The following is a 24,609-nucleotide window of genomic DNA, read 5'->3' as shown; positions in this document are numbered from 1 at the left end:
AAAATAAAGTTAAAAGCGATATCAAGGAGAGAATAAAGTATAATATGAAAACTAGTATCATGGCTAATGCAGAATAAATTGGCCTTAGATAAATACCTAGTATTGTTAATGATTTTATTACACTACTCATTAATTAGTAGGAAGATATTTGTATAAAAAAGCTTTATCTCTTTCTTCTAGCTCTTACACTTATTATAGCTATTATAACTATAAGTACAATGATAACTATTATTAAATATAAAACTGGAATACTAACAACGTTTACACTGCTTATTTGAGAGAGAAGAGTAGGAGATATAGTAATGTTAACTTGATCTGTTTCGTAAAGAGGTATTATGGATCCTGTCTGATTCCAAATTAAGGCAAATGCTAATGGATATTTTCCAGCTGTAGCTCCACTACTTATATCAACTATGTATGTAACATTGGTCTCTTGACCTGGCTTTAAATTTCCTATAAATATTTCAGAAGCAGTTAATGCTGCTAACGGATTTGAAGAACTTACATGAGGATATATTACGTTTGACGTTCCTAATCTTACTATAATATTTTTAGCTTCCGCGTTTCCTATATTTTTGAAAGTTAATGTTATAGGTACTTTGGAAGAGCCTGGATTAAGTGTAGGATAATAAGTGGAGACTATTATAATATTGGCTTTTGGATAGATTGTAAGATTATAATATTTAACTAAACTTCCTCCGTCATATTTTATATGGAATTTTAATATATAATTTCCAGCAGGTGTAGAATTTGGAACATTTATTAAGAATGTCACATTTTCTGGAACACCTATAGGTATAGCACCTAAAGATACATTATTTGATGAAACAATCGGAAATGGAGATGACAATGAAACTGTGGAATTTTCAGCTATTCCGTTTCCATAATTTAATACTATAGCACTGACTCTAACGTCATAGAATCCTGGAAATATTTGGGGCGGAAGCGTAAGAATATTTATTGCAATTTTAGGTGAGGAAATAAGGAGTGGAACATATTGTGTTACATTGGTTTCAAAATAATGTAATATTACTGGTATATAATATATACCAGGTGTAACGTTAGAATATACACTAGCAGTTATAGTAGCTAAATTATATTCTCCCGCTGGTATTATTCCAATAGAAACATATTTCTGAGATATTTTAAGCGGATATGCTTGTTTTAGAAATATACTAACATTTGATGCTAATACATTACCTAAATTTTTGACTATAAATGTCAATGGCAAATTTTCACTTCCTGGTGACGCAGTCATGGGACTAGATTGAGTTCCCCATAAAGCAGAAATTGAGAAATTCTCATATCCATTTATAGGCACTGAAATTAATGTTTTTTCATTAGAATTCTTAAAATAGTTAATGGTTATCGGTATATTATATACTCCTTCTGATGCATTATTATAAATAGATGCGTATATAGTAGCTGTTATTGGTTGACCTATTGGTAAATATCCTATATCAACTTTCTTTTGCTCGAATTTAATTGGATATGTTGAGTTAAGAGTTATAGATACATTATATCCTTCTACGTTTCCTTCATTAACTAGTATAATACTCAATGGCAAATTAGTCTCTCCTGGTGCTACTACTAGCGGTGAGTTTAAAGATCCCCAGACACCTTGCGCTGTTATCTTTACATAACCTAAGATTGGTACAGAGAAAGATACTATTTTAGTTACGTTTGTAGCATTTATATCCAATGATATTTTATAAACTCCATCTAATGCTGTGGAATTTATGTTATAAAGGAAAGTAATATTGATTTCTTGTCCATGTTCCCATATTGGTATATTGACTATATCTGTAGTGTTGTAGTATTTATAAAGGTAAAATGGAAAAATCTGAAGAGGAGTTATAGATACGTTATATAAAGTATTTCCTAAATTGGTTATGCTAAATGTTATTGGAACTTCGGTTTCTCCTGGGGCAATTAGCGTTTGAGGCTTAGCATAACCTATGAACGTTGAACTTTGATTGAAACCTAAATATATTCCTTCAGAATTAATAATTATTAAGAATAATACTAAAAGTGTTTTCCATAAGGCTTTGTATCGCATAATGAAAAAAGATATATCTAAATATTTAAGTTCTTCTAAGTTATATCGATATATCTAAGAAATTTTTTTAATTATCATTGTTTTTTAGAATCCCAATAGGCTTTATCGAATGCTTTATTTATTAGGTCAAGCAATTTATTCAAATCTATTAAATTTTGAAAATGTAGTATCACTGTAAATGTATTTGTTCCTCCATTTTTGCCAGAGAAATATATTTCTGGAAATGTTAATCGTAATTTAGTGAAATCGTCTTTTATATAATTCTGTGCCTTAACTAGTACTTGATCAGCTGCTACGTCTGCATTTAGTGTAACTTGAAATGAGTAAATAAGTGAATTACCTCCCTCTAATTTTGTAAATACCGTATTACCTAAGAAAGCAGAATTTGGTATCTTAACTACATTGCCGTAGATTGTTTTTACTTCTGTGAATAAAATACTTACTTTCTGGGTTTCTCCTATAATGGGAGATCCCCATATCCATGAAGACAAGGATACTGCATCGCCTGGCCTTAAAGTTTTACTAGAGGTAACCATAAGTCCTGATAATATATTTGATAGGAATGTTTGAGCTGCTAAACCAATAGCTATACCTCCAATAGCTCCTCCAATAGCTGCTCCTGTTAAATTTACTCCCAATGCGGCTAATATTGCTAAAACAAGGATAGAATATAGCATTATATTAAGGACTAAGCTTAAAGTATGAGCAGTAGACGTTTCGACTTTAGATAGTAGATAAATGGAAATTATTTTTTGAAGTATTCTTATAAGTATATATCCTCCAATTCCTACAATTGCAGCGTCTATAGCTAAATCGACGTAATTAACATATGGAGCTAATGGTTTAACATATGTTATTAAATAATGTGATATTAAATGTAATGAGAATGCTATTATTGCCAATATTATTAATGTTAAAAGTATTTTTATAGATTGATTTCTATATGCCATGGAACTTTTTAGTAGTAACTGTTTATTAATTTAATGTTAAAACAGTTTTCCTAATCTATATACTTAATAATTACATATTAGAAAACGTAAGCTATAGATAGTATTTGTGTCACTTTAGGAAGAATTTAAAATCTAGCAGCATGAGCAAATAGCGTGAAGTTTTTCAAGAAATTTAAGAAAGAGAAAGATGTTAATATAGCAATAGAAGTCTTTTCTGAATTATCTTCTTCAAAATTAGGAAGATATCTGGGATATCCGATTCTAGATCTTGAAATAATAGAAAAAGATGGAGAAAAAGGCTTCATTATGGAGTATTTGCCTGATAGGGCAATTCCTACTGTTTTAAATATAGAAAAGTTGAAAGAAGCTTTGGCATTCGAAGAATGGACTCTAAACATAGATTTGAAGGAAGATCATGTATTAATGAAGGATAATAATGCATACATAATAGACCATGGACATACTTTAACTGCATGGAAACCATTATATTACATACAACAGATAATTAATTCTAAGGTATCGAGGTTTAATTTGTGGAGTGATTATGAATCTTTTTACTCTGGTGTAAGAAACATAAAATCTATAGATTTTAAGACTATTGAAAAAATCCTTAAGGAAACTTCTAAGGAAATATTAGATCTAAATTTCTGTTCTATGTATACGCAGAGTGTAGCAAATGAACATATTGATTTAAGCTTAAGAATCTTAAAATATAGATTAAATATTCTTCATAATCTTTTTTACTAAAGTTCATCGATTTATTATGAAAATAAGGTTTAAATGCTATAATATACTATAACTACGATAATGACACTTTCTAAGGTTTTTAATATAAAGCCTTTTATAATTCAAGGGACATATAGGCTTTTGAAAAGTAATAAAAAATTACCATTGATAGCTGGCCATAAGTTGCTATATTCATGCAATTTGAGATGTAAAATGTGCCCTTTTTGGAGAAGAAAAGATGAAAAGCTACTTGATTTAAATGACGAAATAAAAATGATGAAAAAGCTTGCAGATGCAGGTGTTATATTTATGGGATTTGAAGGAGGAGAGCCGTTATTAAGGCGAGATTTACCGGAAATATTGAAAGAATCACATGATAGGTTTCATACATCTCTTGTTACTAATGGCATTCTATTAAAAAATAAAATAGATTCTATCAAGAAGAATTTAGATTTTCTGTTTGTATCTATAGATGGAATAGGGGAAGTTCATGATTCAATAAGAGGCGTAGAAGGGGCATTTGAGAAATCATTAGAAGGGATAAAAGTAGCGTCGCAGTATGTTCCTACTGATATAAGTTTTACTATAACTAGCGAGAATATGAATGAAGCAGTTAAAATTGTGAAATTGGCCGAAGATTTAAATGTTTCAGTTAATTTTCAAGTAGCATATAATTATTCTACAGCAGATAAATTATCTCCGGATTTTATAGAGTTAAGATCTATACTAGAGCAATTATTAGAATTAAAAAAATCAGGAGCGCCTATTACGAATTCAAGAGAGTATTTTGAATCAATAATAAATTCTTGGTATAGAAAAATACCTTGGGAATGTAAGCCTTGGCTTACCATAAATATTGATCCTCAAGGTAGAGTAGTTTTACCTTGTTATGTCTTGAATGAGTATAACGGTTCTGTATATGTATGGGATACTGACATAGAAGACTTATGGGAAAAGTATGAGTGGGATAAGTATTATAGTTGCAATAAATGCGGATTATCTTGTTATTTAGAGCCGTCATTATTCTCATGGTCTAATCCATCCATGGTTAAGGAAAGGATAATTGATGGTATAATATCTTTAATGACTAGGTAAAAATAGGTAACAATGTTACCTATTTAAATTTTTCATTAATAACTTTATCTAACATATATTTAATATATATAGAGTAACAATGTTACCTATGAAAGTATTAGCTGCGCCCGGTCCTGTTTCATACCCTATAATAGCCTCAAAAATGAAGAATAAAGATATACAAATAGTTTTTGGAAAAGATGGAAATAACGATGTGGATGTTATATTAGATTCTACTGTATCTTTAGTAAGAAGAAATCTAAAAATAGATTATATAACAATAAAAGGCCTAATGGTAATTTCGCCAGATATAGGAAAGAAAATAGGAGTTTGGAGAAAAGGAAGTGCTGCAGATGTTCTTACAAGAGTATTACTCAGGGAGAAAAAAATTAATGCAGAGTTAATTTACGCTAACGAGATGCAAGAGCTAGTTAAAATGCTTAAAGAAAAAAATATTGACAGTGCTGTTTTATCTTCTGCAGTAGCTAAAGGTAAAAGTTTTGAAGAATTGCTTAATATTCCTGGGAGCTGTGGAGCTAAAGTTTACAAAAACGAGGACGAATTTATAAGGCTATATACAGAAGGTATAGAATTAATTAAAGAAGATCCAGAAGGAAGTAGTGAGTTCATAGCTTCAACTTTACCTATGTCTGTTCCAAAAGATTTTATTATAGGATCTATGAAAAACTCAGTATTAGAAATTAATAGATTACATGATGATACTAGATTTGCAAATCTAATCAAGGACTTCCTTTAATCCACCTAAACCCAAATTTTTCATATATGGCTTTAACTTCATTGCTTTTTAGGATATCATAAACTTGTCTTGCTTTTTCACTAGAATTTTCTAGTAACGCAAAACTTAGCTTAGAAATTCTATTCTTTGATGGTATTGAATATTTAAATCCCCAATACATTGCTTCAGTTTTCCACATTATTCCAGCTTCTATATCTCCTAGCTTTAACATATGAGGTATCTCTCTATGATGCACCATTGTAATATAAACTCCAGAGTTTGCTAATTCTTCATAATTTCCACAATTTTCCTGATATAATTCCATGAAGTTTTTCCCTATGCCTTCAGTTTTAGGATTTGGTATAGCTATTCTTTTTCCTAGTACTTCGCACCAGTCATTTATTTCATTTTTTGTATATACTATTACAATCTCATTTTCTACGTAATCAAATTTTTCCCTTATTTTTAGTCCATCCATCATGGAGGGTGGCAAAGATATAATTTCTGGATTAAAAGTAATTTCTAAATTACCTATCTTAAGCGATTCTCCTTCAGCCCTTTTCCTAACTACTCCTGGAGGAATAGTCTCTAAATACACCTTGTATCCTTTAGAATTTAATAGTGAAATTAGAGCTTTGCTTACAAACCATTGATTTCCTGCAAATGACATTTTTATGCCATTTATATCTCCCCAGAGATCCTCTAAAGTATCAAACAAAGGTAAAGTTAGATCCATATGCTTATCTAATTAAACACATATTAATGCTTATTTCGAAGTTTTATTATATAAAAACGATATAATTATCTTTATTATAGAAAAGATTTTAAGTGTTCGAACATATGTTCGATAAAATGATATATGTTATAGGTAATGGAATAGCTGGTCTTTCTGCAGCAATATCACTTTTTAATTCTGGCTATAAGGTGACAGTAATAACAAAGAATATTACGGGTGGATCTACTTATATAGCTAAAGGCGGCTTGGCAGCAGCTGTTGGAGAAAACGATTCGCCAGAAATTCATGCAAAAGATACTATAATTGTAGGAGATGGGCTATGTGATGAAAAAGCAGTAAGTTATGTAACAAAAGAGGCTCCATTAGCAGTAGAAATTTTAGAAAAATGGGGATTTAGATTTGCATCTGACTTAAGATTAGAAGGAGGTCATTCTAGAAGGCGAGTTTTACATAAGACTGATGAGACTGGAAGAGATATTTATGATTTTTTGATGTATAAAGCTAAACAATTAGGGATACAGTTAGTAGAAGATAGAGTTAAATCATTAAAAGTTGAAAATAATGAAATAAAGGGATTTATAACTGAAAGGAGAGGAGAAATAAGTGCTGATAAGATAATTTTGGCAACTGGAGGATATGGATATTTATATAAATATAGTTCCAACCAATCAACTAATATTGGAGATGGAATGGCAATAGCATTTAGGGCTGGTGCTTTTTTAGCTGATATGGAGTTTGTTCAATTTCATCCTACAGTTACAGCACTAGATGATGAAACATTTTTACTCACTGAAACATTAAGGGGAGAAGGAGCAAAAATTATCAATGATAAGGGAGAGAGATTTACGTTTAAATATCATGAAAAAGGTGAGCTAGCTCCTAGAGACGTTTTATCTAGAGCAATTTATTCAGAATATTTAAAGGGCAATAAAGTATTTATGGATTTAAGTAATATTGAAAATTTTGAGGAAAAATTTCCTGTAGTTAATAATTATTTAAAAAGACATAATTTATCTGTTATAGACAAGATCCCCATTTTCCCTGGAGCTCATTTTGTAGACGGAGGGATTAGAGTAAATACTCGAGGTGAAACTAATATAGAAGGATTATATGCTATAGGCGAAGTTAGTGATACTGGTCTTCACGGAGCTAATAGGCTAGCTAGCAACTCTTTAGCAGAAGGTCTTGTATTTGGTATAAACATATCAAATTATATTGATAAATGGGAAGGATTATATTTTAATGATGGTGAAATTTATTCATTACAGTTGACCAATGGTAATTTAATTGATATAAATGAAATAAGAACTATTAATTGGGAAAATATTGGAATAGTGAGAAATGAGGAGAAACTTAATAAGGCTATTTCCATTTATACTCAAGCTGATACTTTTTCTACTAATGAGAATTCTAATGCTGCTTTAGTTTCGCTTCTTACTGCAAAAGCTGCCGAAATTAGAAAAGAAAGTCGAGGTAATCATTACAGAGAAGATTATCCTAGTAAGGATAATAAGTGGAAGAAAAGAATATATTTCAAGATTCAATAGAAATATATGGATTGTCAAGCCGCGGTTGTCCTTATTGTCTCCGAGAATAAATTTCTGATTATAAAAAGAGCCGAACGAAAAGGTGACCCTTGGAGTGGAGATATGGGATTACCTGGAGGTCATGTAAAAAGCGGCGAAAGTTGTGTTGATGCGGCATTAAGAGAATGCAAAGAAGAAATAGGTTTTGAACCTAAAATAGTAGGTTTTTTAGGATATTATTTTCCTAATAATGTTAAAATTAAGGTTGCAGTTTTTCTGGGCAAATATGAGAATGAAAAAATAAAAATAGATAATAATGAAATTTCTAAATATTTTTGGATATCTCGTGAGGACTTAGTAGAGCAAGATGGTGCGTATCTGTATAATAATTATAGAATATGGGGCATGACTTTCAGAATACTTCGAGACTATTTCAAAAATTTCAATAATATCCATTTACTATAGTATATCGCAAATAATTATTCAGCCCGGCAACGATCCTTTCACCTTTCACATCCGTCACCATTCATCATTTTAATAATAGATTTTCATACTCTTTCGCATATTTAACACTTCTCTTTACATCTGCAAACAATGAATATACCTCCTTAATATCTTCTACTTTTACTATGTTTCTAGAATTTCTTTGTGCAATTATTCTTGCAGGTTCTAATAATTGTACAGCATATCTTAGACTTTCTTCTGAACCTATCTTTGTTAGTTCTTCTAAAGCTGTAGGTTCTATTTCTATTTCTAGTTCATCAGATCTTATTTTAATAATTTCTTTTATTTCCTCGGGAGTATAAGGTTTTGTAGGTATTATAAGTAATCTGTCTAGTAGGTCTAACGGAATACCATGTGGAGATTCGATGTCAGTTCCTCTAATTTTTGTTATTCCCCTATTTGTTGCAAGTATTAATATAGGAGCTAAATCTGCTTCAAGAGCTTTAGTTAAGAAAGAATATGTTTCTATATCTAACATATGAGCATCATCTATAAATAATACACCAGGCAATAATTCTCCCATTCCTTTATTTATTAGATCCTTAACTAATGTATCAACTTGTTTTCTTACATCTTGTGTAATTTCTCTTTCTGTCCATAAAGAGAATATGGCGGTTATTGAAACGCTTTGTGCCGCAACGTTTAAATCTAGATCGTGCAGCGATACTGTGGTTACAAGTTCTTTTTCTTTTTTAACAGCTCCAGACGGTATATCAATGGTTTTTCCTATATCATACTGAACTGATCCCTTAGCCTTTCCTTCCTTAACAACGTTTCCAGTTTCAGCATCTATCCATATTACGTCACCTTTTCTTATACCTAACCTAACTATTTGTTCTGCTACAGTTTCTCCTGCAGTAAGTTTAGTTTGATCATCTTTTGTGACTAATGTTATTTCTACTTCTCTAGGTACTTCAGAGTAAGGATTTAATCTACTTTTAGCTACCTTAAGTCTCAATTCTTTTACTTCTCCTTCATATACTGTTCTTTTTTCCCTTATTCTTACTCCTATAGACTTACGTATTGCTTGAGTCAAAATTTCAGTTTTCTTAAGTTCTGTTGAATATATTTCTGAAGCATTTAACATATTGAATGGCGTTCCCTCGCCCAATTCTTTAGCGATAGCCACAGCAAGGGCCGTTTTCCCTGTTCCAGAGGGACCAACAAAAAGTACTCCTTTTCCTGCCATTTTTCCTTGTCTAATAAGTTGTACTACTATACCTGAAGCCTCTCTGGCTTCTAATTGGCCTACTAATCCATCTCCTTTAGGTAGAGCTTTACCTTTTTCGTCTAAACCTAAACCAGTAATATGACTATGAATACTAGCTTTCTCAGTTTCAACTTTCCTTATTTCCTTTATTTCTACCATTAAGATCGTAAAAACGATTTAACTATAAGTTTATGAAATTAACTTTTAGACCCTAATGTTAAATATTCGAAACCGAAGATGTTAATAGTGATGAAGACCTTTGAGACAGAACAATGAAGAGGTGGCGGCTAACTGATGAAACCGATACATCTTGCCGTAGGAAAGTTTAATGTAGATGTAATAGTTAAGGTAAATAAAATTCCAGAAATTGATTTTTCACTAAATACGGACGTCTTTGAAATTTTGCCAGGAGGATCTGCTACTAATTACTGTGTGGCTGTTACTAGATTAGGTCATACTTCTAAGTTATTATCAAAGGTAAGTAAGACCGAAATTGTAAAGCCCTTAATGGCGCATTTAGCGGAGGAAGGTGTAGGTTTAGATCTAGTAGAAGAAATAAATTCACCACCTAATTATGCATTAATATTACTCAGGGAAAACGGTAATATTTCTATGATAAGAAGGACTTCTAATTCTCTTTTACCTACAGCAGAAGATGTAGCAAAATATAACAGAATATTTGACGTTACTCATTTTGCATCTATTCCAGCTAATGTAATATCAAAAGTCTCTAAACTTATTACATATGATCCAGGTGCATATTCTAAAGCATACGAAGGAGAAAAGGTAGATATATTGTTCGTTAACAAAAAAGAATATGCTGATGTTAAAAATAAAATAAACGCTAAATTAACTGTAATCAAAAAGGGAAGTGAGGGAGCTATGATTTATGGAGATGATGAAGAGTGTTACTCAGAAGCGTTAAAGACTGATGTAATAGATACTACTGGCGCAGGAGATGTATTCGACGCAGCGTTTAATGTGTTTTATTTGAATGGAAACAATTTAGAAGATGTTCTTAGATACGCTAATGTCTCTGCTGGATTAAAAGTATCAAGAATTGGAGGTACTAGTTCTCCAACGCTTGAAGAAGTAGTGCAAACATTAAAAAAAGTGAAGATTAATGCTAAATGTAGATGATAGTAGCATTAGCAGATCTCGATTATTTCTTCGCTCAAGTAGAAGAGATAATGAATCCTTCGTTAAAAGGTAAACCATTAGCTGTGTGTGTTTTTTCTGGCAGAACTAAGGATAGTGGTGCAATAGCTACCTCTAATTATGAGGCAAGAAAACTAGGAATAAAATCTGGTATGCCTATAATAATGGCTAAGAAAATAGCCCCAGATACGATATTTTTGCCTATGAGAAAAGACCTATATAAGCAAGTATCTTCAAGAGTTATGAAAATTTTAGAAAATTTTAGTGATAGAATAGAGGTAGCTAGTATAGATGAGGCTTATTTAGATATAACCAAAAAAGTAAAAAGCTATTCAGATATTATGGAATTAGGTAAAAAAATAAAAGAAGAAGTAAAAATGAGGGAAGGTCTTACTATAACTGTTGGTATAGCACCTAACAAGGTTTTCGCAAAAATAATGGCAGACATGAGTAAACCGGACGGTTTAGGAATATTGAGGGATAATGATGTTAATAATTTTATAAATTCTCTAGATATTGGCAAAGTACCAGGTATAGGTAAAGTTCTTGAAGACAGATTAAGGGAAATAGGAATAAACTACTTAGGAGATGTACTTAAAGTAGATTTCCTGACTATAAAGAACAAAATAGGTAAAGCTAAGGCTAACTATTTACTGTCACTTGCTAATAACTCATACGATGAACCAGTTAGACCTAGAATAAGTAAACATAAAGGTAGATACGTTACACTTTCAAAAAATACTCGTAATATAGAAATTATATTGCCGTTTCTAAAGAAAGCTATAGATGAAGCATATAATAAGATAGACGGTCTTCCAAAATCTATAGCTGTTGTAACTATCATGAATGACCTTGATATTATAAGTAGAGAAAAAAGTTTTCCATACGGTATAGATAGGGAAAAAGCTCTTCAGGAATCTCTTCTTCTACTTAAGAAAATCTTGGAAGATGATAATAGACAAGTAAGAAGAGTGGGTGTAAGACTAGGCAAGATATATAAGTCATCTACATTAGACAAGTATTTCTAAATCTAAATTCAAATTAAGTGGTTTAATTTCCCCATATTTTTTTACATAATTCAAGTAACCTGTAATTCCTCTATCTAATGTTTCAGGCTGATTTTTTATTTTAATATTTATGAAAAATGGAATTCTTGTAGACACAAGTATTTTAGGTAATCTTATTTGTTTCTTTAATAAATCAAAATCTTCCTTAATTCCAAAAACCTCTACTATACCTTTGTCTCCTTCAATAACTTTTATAGAATTTATTTCATTATACTTATCCAAAACTATAACTAATCTAGCTAATGTGCCTCCTATTATATCTTCATAAAAATTAAGACATAGTAAGTAATCTCCATTTCTCTTAATAGGTATTACATAAAGCTCTTCATGACCTATGATATTTAATAGCGGTTTTATTTTTACTCTCATAATAAACTACTTTATGCTTGAGATAGATGGGTCTTTCGGTGAAGGAGGAGGAGAAATATTAAGAACATCTCTTTCATTAGCTGTAGTAACTAAAACTCCTTTTAGAATTTTTAACATAAGATCAAAAAGGTCTAAGCCAGGTTTACAAAGGCAGCATTTAGCAGCAGTTAAAATTATGAAACAACTTTGTAACGCTGAGACTAGAGGAGACTTCCTTGGATCTCAAGAATTGGAGTTTACACCTAAAGATACATTAGACGAGGGAGAAATAACTTATGATGTGGGCTCTGCTGGCAGTGTGACTCTAATTTCTGTGTCTGTCATACCAGTAATAATAAATAAAAAAATCAGGATAACATTAATAGGAGGTACAGACGTTCCTAAGGCTCCAACCATAGATTATATTAGATTAGTTTATATGAAAATCTTGGAATTAATTGGAATACATGGCGAGGTAAAAGTTATTAAAAGAGGTCATTATCCAAGAGGTGGAGGTATTATAAGTATAGAAAATTTTAGGGGATACCCTAATAAATTTAATATAACAGAATTTGGAAAATTGGAAAAAATATTAGGCATTGCTCATGTTTCTTCATTACCTTTAAATATTGCTGAAAGAGAGAAAGACTCGGCTATCAAGATATTGTCCAATATTTCAAATAATATAGATATTGAGTTAGATATTAGAGATAATGAAAGTGAAGGGACAGGAATCACATTGGCCGCATACGGAAAAAGTATTATTGGAGCCGATTCGTTGGGAGAAAAGGGTAAAAGAGCGGAAAAGGTAGGAGAAGAAGCTGCAAGAACGTTAATAACTGAATTAAATAGTGGTGCTGCAGTTGATAGTCACATGTCTGATATGCTTATGATTTATGCTGCATTATACGGAGGTATATTCTCTGGGGCAAAACTAACCAAACATGCTATTACTAACTACGAAATAATAAAAAAATTTATTAAGAATAGATCTATAGAAATTGAAGGAAATTCACCATTTATATTTAAGGCACTATAACTGCTCTTCCGATTACTCTTCCAGACATTAGATCGTTTATTGCAGAATTGATTTCGTCTAGCCTATAGAGAATAGGGAAAGTTCTTATTTTACCTTCTTGAAAAAGCTTTATTACATTAGTCAAATGTTCCATTTTACCATAAAGTATACCTTTCACTCGTAGGCCTCTTAAAACTATTAACTGTTCTGGTATTCTTAACGTCCCTCCGAATTCCCCTATTATTCTTAATTCTCCCATTCTAGATAACATCCATGAGACGTCGTCTAAAGTAAGTTCATTGCCTATAAAATCTAAGATATAATCAAATTTTCTTGTAGTAGATTTTTCAGACAAATCTTTTGCGTATTCCCCGCGCGAAAAAATTATTTCGTTTATACCAATTTCTTGCATTTTAGATAGTTTTAATGGATTTCTGCCCACTACAGTTATTTCTGCTCCAAAAAATTTTAATATTTGAACAGCAAGCATGCTTACTGCACCAGTTCCTAATACTGCTACTTTATCTCCATTCTGTATTCCTTCCGATGCATTATATGCCGTTATGCCCGCATCAGCTAATGGTGCTAAACTAAAAGGATTTCCCTCTACTTTAATTAAATTATTTTCGTCTGGAACTTTAACATATTCTGCAAATCCTCCATTTTCATGAACTCCAAGTACTTTAACTTTTTCACAGTATTGGTAATACCCAAGTTTGCAATATTTGCAAGAATTACATCCAAAAGCATTATAAACTAAAACCATATCTCCTTTTTTAACTTTTTTCCCGTCAGTAACTACTTCACCTACTATTTCATGGCCTAGAATTATAGGTGTTTTTATATCCAGATCGCCTTGCCAATCACCCATTATTATATGTACGTCTCCATGGCAAAGTCCAGTAGCCAATACCTTAAGAACTATGCCGTCGTTTGTCTGTATAGGCGCTTTAACGTCCTTTATTACTAATGGTTTTCCTTGAGTTTCAAATACTGCAGCCTTCATTACCAGCCTGCCTTTAGATAAGCATCTAGCTCCCAATCAGTTATATAACTTTCATAATTCTCTACTTCTCTCTTTTTAAGTTCTATAAACGAAGAAATTAGATCTGAGCCTAAAGTATATTTAAGATAGTTATCTTTATCTAGTTTTTCTAAAGCTTCATTAATATTTGTAGGAATATTTCCCATTATTGCATTAGGTTCTATATCTAGGTTCTTTTCTATACCGTCAATTCCAGAGAATATTATTGATGACAATAACAAATATGAGTTTGATAAAGGATCGGCTAGTCTAAACTCTAAAAGATTTGTATCCCTAAAATTACTAGGAATTCTGATTATATAATGTCTTTCAGTTCCAATTCCAGGCAACGTTGGTGTTATTATCTCCTTAAATCTCTTATAAGAATTTATAGTAGGTGCAGCAAACGCTAGTATACCGCTTAAATGCTCCATAATACCCGCTATAAAACTATAGGCAGACTTACTTAATCCAAGACCTTTTGTATCATTAGTATCTATTGCCTTTTTACCATCTATACCCTCTAAGCTAAAATATATATCCATACTACTTCCTGGTTTATCAGAAAAAGGTTTGGGCATATATGTAGCAAACGTGTTATATATTCTTGCAACGTCTCTAATTACTTCTCTAGCTGTAACTAATGAGTCCGAAGCTTGTAGAGCTTCTTTATTGGAGAACGTAATTTCGTATTGACCAGGCCCATAGTGTTTATTAACCATCTCGACCTGTACTCCTACTTGTTCAAGAGATTTTATCATATCCCTTAGAAAACCTTGTTCTTCCATCAATCCCTCAGGAGAAAAAGCTTTCCCATAGTCCGCAGGTATAATGTTTCCATCATCGCTTTTCAATAAATAAAATGTAGGTTCAAATGCTACATTCAATTTATAACCAACTTCCTCTAATTTTTGAGTAGCTTTTCTTAATAATCCTCTACTACAATACTGAGACGGTGTCAGATCTGGATATGTCAAGTATGATAAAACTCTTGCAGTTCTTTCAAGATACGGTAGGACTACAAAGGTAGACGGATCTGGTTGAGCTATAATGTCTTCATATCTTGTTTTTATAGGAGCGTCTTTATAATCTAGTAATACCAAAGACTCTGGATATGGAACTCCTTCTTCTTTTAATATTAGGTTTTCAAATTCTGCCCTTCTTAAAGAACGTCCTCTTACATTACCTAATATATCTATAAATTCTACTCTAACGTAATCTATTCTTCCTGATTTTAATGTCTCAATCACGTCATCTCTTGACAATTTATCCCTTAAAGCACAATAGTGGTTTAAAATATAAGCATTTCATAAAATATATTTCGTCTATAAGCATATTTATTGACTATTCGTTATTTAATAAATTTATAATAATGAATACAAAAATTCTCCAGCAAAATCTACAGCATTACCATATTCAGAAAATATGCCTCTTTTGATAAGGCTATTCATAAAAAATATTTCTATAACATATAAGTAATCATATTGTTTTTTAGAAACTTTTCTTCTATGAAATTTTATCATATAATTGCCTATTGTAACTTTTTTCTTTTGTGATAAATTATAACCTAATATCATTTTATCTATGTTCATTAGATAAATAACTCTTATTTTGAATTTATAAACATTATGGCTTTATGTCTAGAATAACATGATATTTTCTAGGATTAACACTTCTAACTATTCTACCAAAAATAGACTTAGGATACTCTTTCATAGCGACTTTTATAGGATTTTCTCCTTTTTTTACTTCTACCTCTACAAATAGATTAATTATACCGTCTTTTTTTACTTTCTGTAATGCGACTTCATATGCCTCTTTATGTTTCTCAGGAAGAGGGGAAATTATTCTGTTGGCATCTTCTAGTGAATATATTTTTTTGAATGCGTCTCCATATATTGGTATTACATCATATGTTTTATTTATATTTATATTACAATTCATAAAGTAGTATGCATATGGATTAATATCAATAGAGTAGACTTTTTGTGGATATCCTATCTTGTCGGCAAGAATAGAGAAAGGCCCGAAGCCTGCAAACATATTTATTATTATCTCGTTTTTCCTAACCTGTTTTGCAATCCTTAGATGCTCATAAGAAAGAGTTTGAGAGAAGAAAACTTTTGTAAAATCTAAGAAATATGTACAGCCATTTTCTTTATACAATGTATAACTTCTTTTTTCTCCAGCCAAATAATGATATTCAGGAAGCCTATATTCTCCAGAAGTATTCCTGAATCTTCCCCATACTGATTTTATGTATTTATACTCTTGTAAAAGAAGTTTTGCATAATCTATTAAATCTGAAGGTTCCTCATTAAATGGAATACCTATTATTGCTATATCTCCTACTATTTCAATCCTTTTCCATATTTCTATATTTTTCATCGATCTCTTCAATTCTCTTGTTAGCCTCCTCTATATCCTTAATTCCTATATTTAATGGCACTCCTCCATCAAGTATTGCTTCTCCTCCAACTATAGCTGTTTCTAAATTGTACGATGAATAAATTATGCTTTCGAATGGGCTTTCTTTATCTAGAGGAAAAGAAGGTGGTTCGTTTACCTCAAATATAATTAGATCAGTTAAAGATCCCCTTTCTATACCTTCTGTTATACCTACCTGCTTGTATCCCCATATAGTAGCAGCTTTGTATGCTTCTTCTGAGGTCAATAGTAATCTTGATGCTGCAATTCCCATTTCCGTTCTAATATCATACCTAGGCGTGCTGTCTAAAGATATTGATGGCATATAACTTCCTAGCGTAAACTTACATATTTCGTAAGACGGTGTAAAAGATAGTCCTAAATTCTCTTTTCTTATTATCTCTAAATCTTTTCTAGAACCTCCACCTAGAGCTATTATATTTCGTGGTATTTCTTTAAATCTGGATAAATTTATTGATCTATCTACCAGAACTGGAATTTTATATTCGTTTGATATTCCAAAAACTTCCTCAGCTTCATCTTCATCACAAAGTTTTATTATTACTCTATTTTCTTCTTTTGTAGACCATCTTGAGTATAAAGCCTTAAATTCTCTTTTCCAGTCTGATGAACTCCAGCTGCAACCAACACTTACTGCAATTATCGGTTTTAGTCCAATAGTCATTAAAGCTCTTGCTGCATGTTCTGGCTTAGGATCTGCAGTGATAATTTTAGTTATTCCTGTTTTTAGTAAATGATAACCAGCAAGTAAGGAGAAATAATAAACGTCTTTCTCGTCCATTACCGATACTATATCGTTTACATTTAGTTTGCCAGAAAATATTCTATATCTAAAAGGATATAAAGACAGAAATGTTTGTATGGAAATAAATCCTGGAGAGACTAATCTATCTAATCCACCTATAGATAATTCTGCATCGTCATAATCTTCTGGTTCATCCTTAGAAATTACTTCTATCTTTTCATTGTTTATGCCAATATAAATATCACGTAATGGAGAATCTTTTGTTAATGCAAGACCAGCTTTTATTAGAACCTTCATCTTAGTCGCACCCGAGCTAAAAACTCACAAATTAATTAGGTATTAGATGTATTAAAAATCTGACATTGGAATGAGTGACAAAATAGATTATATAAAGATTATTAATGAAGAGCTTAATACACAATATAAAATTAAAGCTGATATAAATTTAGATAGTGCATATGTTACTGGTGCAGGAGATTCTTTTGCAGCCTCTTTAGTAATTGAAGGAAAAACAAATGGTAGATTTAGGGCAATAGATCCATATGACGCACTTACTTACAATGAACTAGATAAGCCACTTATAATAGTTTCAGTATCTGGAAAGCCTATATCAAATATTAAATTAGCAAAAAAATTTAGTAAAAAAGTAAAAATTATTACAATAACAGCTAATGAAAATACTGAACTGGCAAAATTATCTGACCTAATAATAAAAATTCCATATTCTTCTAAATATCAATTACCGGGAACATTGTCCTTTCTAATGAGTTTAAGTGCTCTTTATTCTATAGCTAATATTGAGGAAGATAAAGGTACGGACGATCCTTTTCCTCTATGTAATCCATTTTTTATTGGAAAAGGAGAAAATTTCGGTATAGCCTTCTATGCTTATCTAAAGATTGCGGAAATATTCGGTCAAAAATCAAACTATGAAAGATTAGAACAGTTTTGTCATTCTCCTATTTTTTCATCCAAAAACGGTAACGTGATAATTTTATCATCTAATGACAAAAGAGAAAGAAAGTTATATTCATTAATAGATTTTACTAATGTTTATGCTACTAAATGCGAAGGAGCGTTCTGTAATACTAGAACTATAATTAGGTCCGTACTGAATGAGATGCAGAAAAAGAATTGGAATAAAATATACTTTTTAGAGGATAAAAAAATATTAGACGTAAGTTCGAAAATGATATATAATGAATGAATTGGATCTTAGCAAACAGCCCGGAGGCTGTGGTGCCAGTACAACATCCGTATCACTAATGAAGTTCTGGTTAGAGACTGGAGGTAACCAAGAAGTAAGAATAATAGCTCAACAAGGAGTACAGGCGGACGAGGTAGAAATGTGGGCAATGGCAATGCAAGAAAAAGGAGTTAAAATATTAAAAAAGGAAATATTAGATGGTAAAGTGATATATAACATATATCTGCCGTGAAAATCATGAATTTTCTTAATCTCGGAAAATATTTATCTTTTTTTATTTTGATTATTTCTGGCGTAGTTTATGTTATTGGTGATCCTCTACAAAAATTAATATCTTACCAAGGTCCTATTATCGGAGGAGCTATATTAGGCTGGTATGTTATGAATTCTTCTACTCCAAAAGATAAGTTTGTGGATCTAGATGGCACTCAAATGCCTATAGCCTCACTTTTATTAAGAAAAAGAAGTTGGATAGGTTTTGTAATATTTTCTTTTCTTGTTATACCTTGGTTAACTCCATTAGCTTTTAGGGCAGTAGAAACTAATGCGGCTATATCAATACTTGCATATGCTTCTGAGCTCTCTGGTGGATTTATAGCAGGATATTTTATTTCATCATTAAAATTTATGGAAAAAGTAGTATTATATAGTCTAGCATTCGCAGGAGATTTATTTTACGTGATAGTACTTTATATATTCTCGCAAATCTATGGACTACCTGAAACTGTTTTAGTTGATAATGTATTAGGATATGTATATGGTATAAAATTTTCAGAAGGCGTTATATTTGCAGTTTATGTTATAAAGAAAATAAACGCCATATAAGAGTCTAAATTTTTATTCTTATTATAGTATATCACGTAGTGTATGGAAGAGTTTACCTTATAGGTGCAGGACCTGGAGATCCAGAGTTAATAACTGTAAAAGGATTAAGAATTCTTAAAAACGCAGATGTTGTAGTATATGATAGACTCATATCTAAGGAGCTATTAGATAATTGTAAAAAAGATGTTGAACTAATATATGTTGGAAAAAATATAGGTGATTCTAGGTATCAAGACGAAATTAATGAAATATTAGTCAAAAAGGCTATGGAAGGAAAAATAGTAGTTAGGCTAAAGGGTGGTGATCCATATGTCTTTGGGAGAGGAGAAGAAGAATGTTCGTTTGTAATTAATTCTGGTATAGACTGTGAGGTTATACCAGGTATAACTAGTGCGATAGCAGTTCCAGAATATGCTGGAATTCCAGTAACTAGCAGATGGTTTTCTTCTGGATTTTGCGTAATAACTGGGACTAAAGCTGGAGGTGAAGTAATAGACAAAGGCTATATTCCAAAAAAAGGCACTTTAGTAATTTTAATGGGTATAAATAAAGTTGATAGACTAAAGCAAGTACTTTTAGAAGTTAGAGACCCTGACTCACCAGTAGCAATTATTCAAGATGGAACTTTAGATACTCAAAAAGTGTATATTTCCACAATATCTAACCTGGAAAAAATAGTTAGAGAAAATAATGTAAAATCTCCAGCAATAATAGTAGTAGGGGAAGTAATTAAACTAAGAAATAAATTGTGGCAATTATCATAAATATTCATGATAGACAATGAAGGATCCCGTATGTGGAGAAGAAGTTAATAATACTACCTACAAATATACTTATAAATCAGTTACGTACTATTTTTGTAGCCCCATGTGCATGGCCGAATTTAAGAAAAATCCAGATAAATACGTAAAGAATATTAAAGAAAAGTAAAATATAACCACAATGTATCCTCCAAAATTTGGTTACGTCTTTCCAGATAATTTAAATGAGGCATTAGAGTTCTTAGAGAAACATGATGATTCAAAAGCCTTAGCTGGAGGTCATAGTTTGATACCGATGCTAAAACTAAGAATCATAAGACCTTCTTATTTAGTAGATATCAGAAAGCTAAATGAATTACATTATTTAAAAAAAGAAGGAGATGAATATGCAATTGGAGCTCTTTCTACTCATTACGAAATATCGAAAGCAAATATTCCATTACTAAGTGAAACTGCATCCAAAATAGGAGATCCACAAGTAAGAAATATGGGAACTATAGGAGGAAGCGCATCTCATTTAGATCCATCAGCAGACTATCCTGCAGCATTAATAGCTATGGACGCTAAAGTAAAAATTGTTGGAAAAAATGGCGAAAGAACAGAAGATTTTTCGGCATATGATAAAGATATGTTTAGTCCAGACTTAAATCAAGGAGAATTACTTAAGGAAATAAGAGTTAATGACTTTTCGTCATATAAGTTTTCATATCAGAAATTAGAGAAAAGAGCTGGAGATTTTGCTATAGTAGGTGTAGCAGTTTTGCTTAAGATGGAAGGTGAAGAAGCTAAAGACGTAAGAATAGGTCTTACTGCAGTTAATACTAAGGCAGTGAGAGCTTATGACGCAGAAAATATATTAAAAGATAAAATAAATGAAAAGACAATAGAGGAGGCTTCTAATCTTGTTCTGAAATATGCTAATCCTTCCTCAGATATACGAGGTTCAGCAGAATATAAAAAGAAGGTAACTAAAATAATGACTAAGAGGGCAATTATAGAAGCAATAAGAAGGTGAATTAAATGAAAGTTATAGAAAATAATGAAAAAACAAAAATTCACTTAAAAATAAATGGTAATGTTTATGAATATGAAACCGAACCAAGAAGATTGCTAGTGCATGTTCTAAGGGAATTAGGTTTTACTGGAGTGCATGTAGGTTGCGATACTTCGAATTGTGGAGCTTGCACTGTAATAATGAATGGGAAATCAGTTAAATCTTGTACTGTATTAGCAGTAGAAGCAGATGGCTCAGAAATACTCACTGTAGAAGGACTTGCAAAAGATGGAAAATTACATCCTATTCAAGAGGCTTTCTGGGAGAAGCACGCTCTCCAATGCGGATATTGCACTCCAGGTATGATAATGGAAGCTTATTGGTTATTGAATGAAAATCCAAATCCCACAGAAACAGAAATAAGAGAAGGAATATCTGGTAATCTTTGTAGGTGTACTGGATATCAAAATATAGTTGAGGCTATAAAGTCTGCTTCTCAGAAATTAAGGATAAATCAGACTCCGTATCAACATCAGTAAGCACTTCTTTTCCTATTTCTACAGTACATATATTTTTCTTTGTTTTTAGAATATCCTTGGCTCCTTTATCCCCAGTTAGTTGCATGATATCGTCAAAAAGATTTTTGCGTAAAATAACTGGATTTCCCCATATGCCAGAATATGTAGGCACAATAGCTACACACATGTCTTTGAATGATTTAATTATTCTGTTAGAGATATCCTTAGTTATTAATGGCATATCTCCTAGAAATACCATTACAGCTTCATAATTATAGAAGAACTTTATGCCTAGTTTTAATGAGGAACTAAGCCCGCTTTTCCAGAACGGATTATATATTATTATCTCGTTTTGTATTAGTTTTAGAATATCCTCCCAATATTTCCCTACTATTATTGCTCTTTCTTCTGTAGGTACTGCGTCTAATACTCTCAAAATTATTTCTTTTCCATTAATTTTTTCAATTAACTTATTTTTACCAAATCTTCTCGCTTCTCCTCCTGCTAGAATTATCGAAGCTATTGTCATTAAAAGATATTTTTGTGAAGTGATTAAAGAACTCTATGAAGTATCAAGGTAGTGTTGAAGTAAAAGCAAATAAATCTGAAATAATGAATATATTACAAAATCTTGAGGATGTAGCCAAGTGTTTCCCTGGAATTAAGGAGATAAAAAAGGAAGGAGATGAATATAAAGTAACTGGGAGTACAGGTATAGGTTTTATAAAAGGTGATTATAAGGCTACCGTAAAGTTTACTGAAATGCGAGATAACGGTTTCTCGTTAACCGCAAAGGGCACTGGACTAAATAGTAATGTAGATATTTTAGCTAATGTTATAGTTGAAGACAATAAAATAGCTTATGAAGCTGACGTTAAAGTATCTGGAATTCTTGCATCGGTTGGAGGTAGACTAATGGAACCTGCTATGAACAAAATAATTGGAGAACTTTTCGACTGCTTAAAGCAAAGGGTTGACAAGAAATGAACGAAATTAGTGGAAAAGAAGAAATAAGAGATAAAGAAGTTGCTATAAAAATTCTTGGAAATAAAGATAATCTTCTTAAATGTACTCCAAATGTGACAAAAGTCGAAGGAAACAAGTTTACTGCAGAAATGAAAATGGGTCCATTACAAATTGAATTAGAAGGTGAAATAAGAGACTTTCAAGTATTAAATAATGAAGTTAAGAATGTAATAGAAGTTTCTGGTCCAGGAATAATTATTACCATAAATACTAATGTTAAAGTAGAAGATAAATATGTTGAGTGGCATGCAAGTTATGATGTTAGAGGACCTCTTTCTAATGCTATACGTAAAACTATTGATTCTAAGGCTAAAGAAGTGACAAAGGAAATAATAGCATGCACACTATCATTAATCAACGTCAGTAATAATTCCTAGACCTCTTGTTCTTCCTTCTCTAAATATAAATATCTGACCTTTTTCTATATATTCTGGTCTATATAGAAAGGTTAATTCCACGTCAGAAGAATCTCCAGTTCTTAATAGCCCTTTATTTATCTTTGAAAATCTAACTGCTTGTCTTATAGTATATAAATGCATTGTAGCAACATAACCTTCTTTTATAGTAGTAGGGTGATGTAATACAATTATTTTTGCCTTAAAACTCATTACGGCTTTCGGTTTATTTTTAGTTATTACCATTCCTTTTCTTAATAGATCTCTTTCTATTCCTTGTACTGCAAAAGTTGCTATAGTGCCAGGTTTTACTTCATCCACGAAAACTCTATTAACTTGAATACTTTTTATCTTTGCTTGTATAAAATCTCCAAATTTTGTTGGACCTATAAATATTTGCTCGTTGGAGTTAACGTTACCTCTAATTACTGATCCCAGTACAACAATTCCAACACCTGTCACATTATATATTTCATCAATGTATATTAATGGATTGCGGCTTACTGTCTCTAGTTTTCTTGGCGGTAACATATAAAGAAATCTAGTTAACAGATTAATACCCTGGCCTGTAACATTTGATACTTGGAAAATTGGAACTATTCTCCCGGTTTTTAATCCGACAATTGCATTTAAGACATCATTTTCATCCTCTACTTCCATTGTAAACCTATTTATGCCAGGTATTTTAAGAACGTTTTTTATGTCGTAAACAATTTTCTCTACGCGTTCCTTAGGAAATTTATCAACCTTAGTTATAACGACGAAAATAGGGAATTTAAGTACTGAAGCTACTGCTAGATGTTCTCGTCCCATTATACTTAATCCATCGTCTGCACCTACAACTAGCATAACGTAATTAACATCATAACCCATTAACCCTTTTAGAGTAGTTCTCAAATATCTTTCATGTCCTCCAAGGTCTATTAATCTTATTATTTTAGAACTATTAATAGTAACGTCTGCCTCATCTAAAGGATCTCTAAGAAAGTGGTTTACTATATTACCGCTATCGTTAAATCCTAGTATTCTCATGGTTATTGATGATGTTCTTCCACTGATTATCTCATGCAAATACCTTGCTATCATTATTCTTAAACTGCCATTACCATCATCTAATTTCCCTGATATTAGAGTTCCGGTAACTGTGCTTTTTCCAGCATTAACGTGGCCCATTACTGCAACATTTACTTGGATTGGCATGTTATCTTTATGGAGTCTAATAAGGAGTTCAGCCACATATCTATCATTTTTAACTTCGACTAGTCTTTGGTGAACAATTTTGGCATTTATCATTTTAGCTATTTTTTCTAAGACGGAAATTGTGTTTGATAATTCGTTTTGATCTAATCCTATTACGTCTCCATCGTCGCTTACGCCTACAATATAAATAGCTTCTCCACCGCCTTCTTCTATTCTAAACTTCATCTGACTTGCTAGTTCTTGTAATCTTTCGTCTGGAACGTCAGATAGGATAAGCTTATATTCTATTTTACCTATATCATTCTCTCGTGGATATTTCATTTCACCACTTATCTCAAATTAAAATTAATGCAG

Annotated in this window: 29 protein-coding genes; 17 read left to right on the top strand and 12 right to left on the bottom strand. The window is 31.5% G+C overall.

Annotated elements, in window-relative coordinates; translation table 11 throughout:
• Window positions 1-163: 163 nt before the first annotated feature.
• Together DFR85_RS16790 and DFR85_RS16785 are read right to left on the bottom strand one after the other, a co-directional pair.
• Entirely contained in the window at window positions 164-2,059 is a 1,896-nt protein-coding gene (locus tag DFR85_RS16790; protein ID WP_110269276.1) for a COG1361 S-layer family protein, read from the bottom strand.
• Between the two features lie 74 nt (window positions 2,060-2,133).
• The gene (locus DFR85_RS16785; protein WP_110269275.1) at window positions 2,134-3,009 is read right to left on the bottom strand and encodes a mechanosensitive ion channel domain-containing protein; all 876 of its coding nucleotides are present in this window, start codon (window positions 3,007-3,009) and stop codon (window positions 2,134-2,136) included.
• Window positions 3,010-3,162: 153 nt separating this feature from the next.
• Between DFR85_RS16785 and DFR85_RS16780 the strand changes: the two genes are divergently transcribed.
• From DFR85_RS16780 to DFR85_RS16770, 3 genes are all read left to right on the top strand, one after another.
• Window positions 3,163-3,756, top strand: a complete 594-nt coding sequence (locus tag DFR85_RS16780) for a hypothetical protein (RefSeq protein WP_110269274.1) — start codon at window positions 3,163-3,165, stop codon at window positions 3,754-3,756.
• 60 nt (window positions 3,757-3,816) lie between these two features.
• Window positions 3,817-4,830: a PTO1314 family radical SAM protein gene (locus tag DFR85_RS16775; protein ID WP_110269273.1), complete on the top strand. Its 1,014-nt coding sequence runs from the start codon at window positions 3,817-3,819 to the stop codon at window positions 4,828-4,830.
• Window positions 4,831-4,918: 88 nt separating this feature from the next.
• Window positions 4,919-5,566, top strand: a complete 648-nt coding sequence (locus tag DFR85_RS16770) for a DUF3834 domain-containing protein (protein ID WP_110271730.1) — start codon at window positions 4,919-4,921, stop codon at window positions 5,564-5,566.
• Here the strand turns inward: DFR85_RS16770 and DFR85_RS16765 are convergent.
• Window positions 5,550-6,281, bottom strand: a complete 732-nt coding sequence (locus DFR85_RS16765) for a molybdate ABC transporter substrate-binding protein (RefSeq protein WP_110269272.1) — start codon at window positions 6,279-6,281, stop codon at window positions 5,550-5,552. The genes DFR85_RS16770 and DFR85_RS16765 overlap by 17 nt on opposite strands.
• Before the next feature lie 116 nt (window positions 6,282-6,397).
• Here DFR85_RS16765 and nadB point away from each other — a divergent pair, with 116 nt between their 5' ends.
• On the top strand, window positions 6,398-7,828 hold the full coding sequence (gene nadB, locus DFR85_RS16760) for an L-aspartate oxidase (RefSeq protein WP_110269271.1): 1,431 nt from the start codon (window positions 6,398-6,400) through the stop codon (window positions 7,826-7,828).
• A gap of 6 nt (window positions 7,829-7,834) precedes the next feature.
• Window positions 7,835-8,272, top strand: coding sequence for an NUDIX hydrolase (locus DFR85_RS16755; protein ID WP_110269270.1), 438 nt, complete (start codon window positions 7,835-7,837; stop codon window positions 8,270-8,272).
• A gap of 64 nt (window positions 8,273-8,336) precedes the next feature.
• Here the strand turns inward: DFR85_RS16755 and DFR85_RS16750 are convergent, their stop codons facing one another.
• On the bottom strand, window positions 8,337-9,680 hold the full coding sequence (locus DFR85_RS16750) for a RuvB-like helicase (RefSeq protein WP_110269269.1): 1,344 nt from the start codon (window positions 9,678-9,680) through the stop codon (window positions 8,337-8,339).
• Between the two features lie 135 nt (window positions 9,681-9,815).
• Between DFR85_RS16750 and DFR85_RS16745 the strand changes: the two genes are divergently transcribed.
• Both DFR85_RS16745 and DFR85_RS16740 read left to right on the top strand, forming a co-directional pair.
• Window positions 9,816-10,661 (top strand): PfkB family carbohydrate kinase, encoded by an 846-nt coding sequence (locus DFR85_RS16745; RefSeq protein ID WP_110269268.1) that lies wholly within the window; start codon window positions 9,816-9,818, stop codon window positions 10,659-10,661.
• Window positions 10,658-11,707, top strand: a complete 1,050-nt coding sequence (locus tag DFR85_RS16740) for a Y-family DNA polymerase (protein WP_110269267.1) — start codon at window positions 10,658-10,660, stop codon at window positions 11,705-11,707. The genes DFR85_RS16745 and DFR85_RS16740 overlap by 4 nt, the downstream gene beginning before the upstream one ends.
• On the opposite strand, the gene DFR85_RS16735 is transcribed toward DFR85_RS16740, so the two are convergent.
• The gene (locus tag DFR85_RS16735; protein ID WP_110269266.1) at window positions 11,690-12,115 is read right to left on the bottom strand and encodes a hypothetical protein; all 426 of its coding nucleotides are present in this window, start codon (window positions 12,113-12,115) and stop codon (window positions 11,690-11,692) included. The two genes, DFR85_RS16740 and DFR85_RS16735, sit on opposite strands and share 18 nt — an antisense overlap.
• Window positions 12,116-12,128: 13 nt before the next feature.
• Here DFR85_RS16735 and rtcA point away from each other — a divergent pair, with 13 nt between their 5' ends.
• Complete coding sequence (gene rtcA, locus DFR85_RS16730) at window positions 12,129-13,133, top strand: RNA 3'-terminal phosphate cyclase (protein WP_110271729.1); 1,005 nt, start codon at window positions 12,129-12,131, stop codon at window positions 13,131-13,133.
• Here the strand turns inward: rtcA and DFR85_RS16725 are convergent.
• From DFR85_RS16725 to DFR85_RS16705, 5 genes are all read right to left on the bottom strand, one after another.
• The gene (locus tag DFR85_RS16725) at window positions 13,120-14,118 is read right to left on the bottom strand and encodes an alcohol dehydrogenase catalytic domain-containing protein (RefSeq protein ID WP_110269265.1); all 999 of its coding nucleotides are present in this window, start codon (window positions 14,116-14,118) and stop codon (window positions 13,120-13,122) included. The two genes, rtcA and DFR85_RS16725, sit on opposite strands and share 14 nt — an antisense overlap.
• Window positions 14,118-15,401 (bottom strand): glutamine synthetase family protein, encoded by a 1,284-nt coding sequence (locus tag DFR85_RS16720; RefSeq protein ID WP_110269264.1) that lies wholly within the window; start codon window positions 15,399-15,401, stop codon window positions 14,118-14,120. Before DFR85_RS16720 ends, DFR85_RS16725 begins: the two co-directional genes overlap by 1 nt.
• A gap of 99 nt (window positions 15,402-15,500) precedes the next feature.
• On the bottom strand, window positions 15,501-15,728 hold the full coding sequence (locus DFR85_RS16715; protein WP_110269263.1) for a hypothetical protein: 228 nt from the start codon (window positions 15,726-15,728) through the stop codon (window positions 15,501-15,503).
• 34 nt (window positions 15,729-15,762) lie between these two features.
• Window positions 15,763-16,524: a tRNA 4-demethylwyosine(37)-methyltransferase Taw21 gene (gene taw21, locus DFR85_RS16710; protein WP_110269262.1), complete on the bottom strand. Its 762-nt coding sequence runs from the start codon at window positions 16,522-16,524 to the stop codon at window positions 15,763-15,765.
• A complete protein-coding gene (locus tag DFR85_RS16705; RefSeq protein WP_110269261.1) occupies window positions 16,493-17,626 on the bottom strand; it encodes an amidohydrolase family protein in 1,134 nt (377 codons plus the stop codon). The genes taw21 and DFR85_RS16705 overlap by 32 nt, the downstream gene beginning before the upstream one ends.
• A gap of 70 nt (window positions 17,627-17,696) precedes the next feature.
• Here DFR85_RS16705 and DFR85_RS16700 point away from each other — a divergent pair, with 70 nt between their 5' ends.
• The 7 genes from DFR85_RS16700 to cutC are packed head-to-tail and all read left to right on the top strand — an operon-like array spanning window position 17,697 to window position 21,655.
• The gene (locus tag DFR85_RS16700) at window positions 17,697-18,536 is read left to right on the top strand and encodes an SIS domain-containing protein (protein ID WP_110269260.1); all 840 of its coding nucleotides are present in this window, start codon (window positions 17,697-17,699) and stop codon (window positions 18,534-18,536) included.
• Complete coding sequence (locus DFR85_RS16695) at window positions 18,529-18,768, top strand: hypothetical protein (protein ID WP_110269259.1); 240 nt, start codon at window positions 18,529-18,531, stop codon at window positions 18,766-18,768. The genes DFR85_RS16700 and DFR85_RS16695 overlap by 8 nt, the downstream gene beginning before the upstream one ends.
• 5 nt (window positions 18,769-18,773) lie before the next feature.
• Window positions 18,774-19,361, top strand: a complete 588-nt coding sequence (locus DFR85_RS16690; protein ID WP_110269258.1) for a hypothetical protein — start codon at window positions 18,774-18,776, stop codon at window positions 19,359-19,361.
• A gap of 38 nt (window positions 19,362-19,399) precedes the next feature.
• Window positions 19,400-20,125, top strand: a complete 726-nt coding sequence (cobA, locus tag DFR85_RS16685; protein WP_110269257.1) for a uroporphyrinogen-III C-methyltransferase — start codon at window positions 19,400-19,402, stop codon at window positions 20,123-20,125.
• 16 nt (window positions 20,126-20,141) lie between these two features.
• Window positions 20,142-20,291: a YHS domain-containing protein gene (locus DFR85_RS16680; protein WP_110269256.1), complete on the top strand. Its 150-nt coding sequence runs from the start codon at window positions 20,142-20,144 to the stop codon at window positions 20,289-20,291.
• 12 nt (window positions 20,292-20,303) lie between these two features.
• Entirely contained in the window at window positions 20,304-21,137 is an 834-nt protein-coding gene (cutB, locus tag DFR85_RS16675) for a glyceraldehyde dehydrogenase subunit beta (protein WP_110269255.1), read from the top strand.
• Between the two features lie 5 nt (window positions 21,138-21,142).
• Window positions 21,143-21,655 carry a glyceraldehyde dehydrogenase subunit gamma gene (gene cutC / locus DFR85_RS16670; protein ID WP_110269254.1) on the top strand — a complete coding sequence of 171 codons (513 nt, stop codon included), beginning with the start codon at window positions 21,143-21,145 and terminating at the stop codon, window positions 21,653-21,655.
• On the opposite strand, the gene DFR85_RS16665 is transcribed toward cutC, so the two are convergent.
• On the bottom strand, window positions 21,597-22,163 hold the full coding sequence (locus DFR85_RS16665) for a nucleotidyltransferase family protein (protein ID WP_110269253.1): 567 nt from the start codon (window positions 22,161-22,163) through the stop codon (window positions 21,597-21,599). The genes cutC and DFR85_RS16665 overlap by 59 nt on opposite strands.
• A gap of 35 nt (window positions 22,164-22,198) precedes the next feature.
• Between DFR85_RS16665 and DFR85_RS16660 the strand changes: the two genes are divergently transcribed.
• Both DFR85_RS16660 and DFR85_RS16655 read left to right on the top strand, forming a co-directional pair.
• Complete coding sequence (locus DFR85_RS16660) at window positions 22,199-22,621, top strand: SRPBCC family protein (protein ID WP_110269252.1); 423 nt, start codon at window positions 22,199-22,201, stop codon at window positions 22,619-22,621.
• Window positions 22,618-23,037 (top strand): SRPBCC domain-containing protein, encoded by a 420-nt coding sequence (locus DFR85_RS16655; protein ID WP_110269251.1) that lies wholly within the window; start codon window positions 22,618-22,620, stop codon window positions 23,035-23,037. The genes DFR85_RS16660 and DFR85_RS16655 overlap by 4 nt, the downstream gene beginning before the upstream one ends.
• Here DFR85_RS16655 and DFR85_RS16650 read toward each other — a convergent pair.
• Window positions 23,011-24,576 (bottom strand): GTPBP1 family GTP-binding protein, encoded by a 1,566-nt coding sequence (locus DFR85_RS16650; protein ID WP_110269250.1) that lies wholly within the window; start codon window positions 24,574-24,576, stop codon window positions 23,011-23,013. The two genes, DFR85_RS16655 and DFR85_RS16650, sit on opposite strands and share 27 nt — an antisense overlap.
• Window positions 24,577-24,609 lie beyond the last annotated feature (33 nt).

The sequence above is a fragment of the Acidianus brierleyi genome, from assembly GCF_003201835.2.
Taxonomy (GTDB): Archaea; Thermoproteota; Thermoprotei_A; order Sulfolobales; family Sulfolobaceae; genus Aramenus; species Aramenus brierleyi.
The sequence above is the reverse complement of the archived record's forward strand: the minus strand, read 5'-3'. Positions and strand labels throughout refer to the sequence as shown.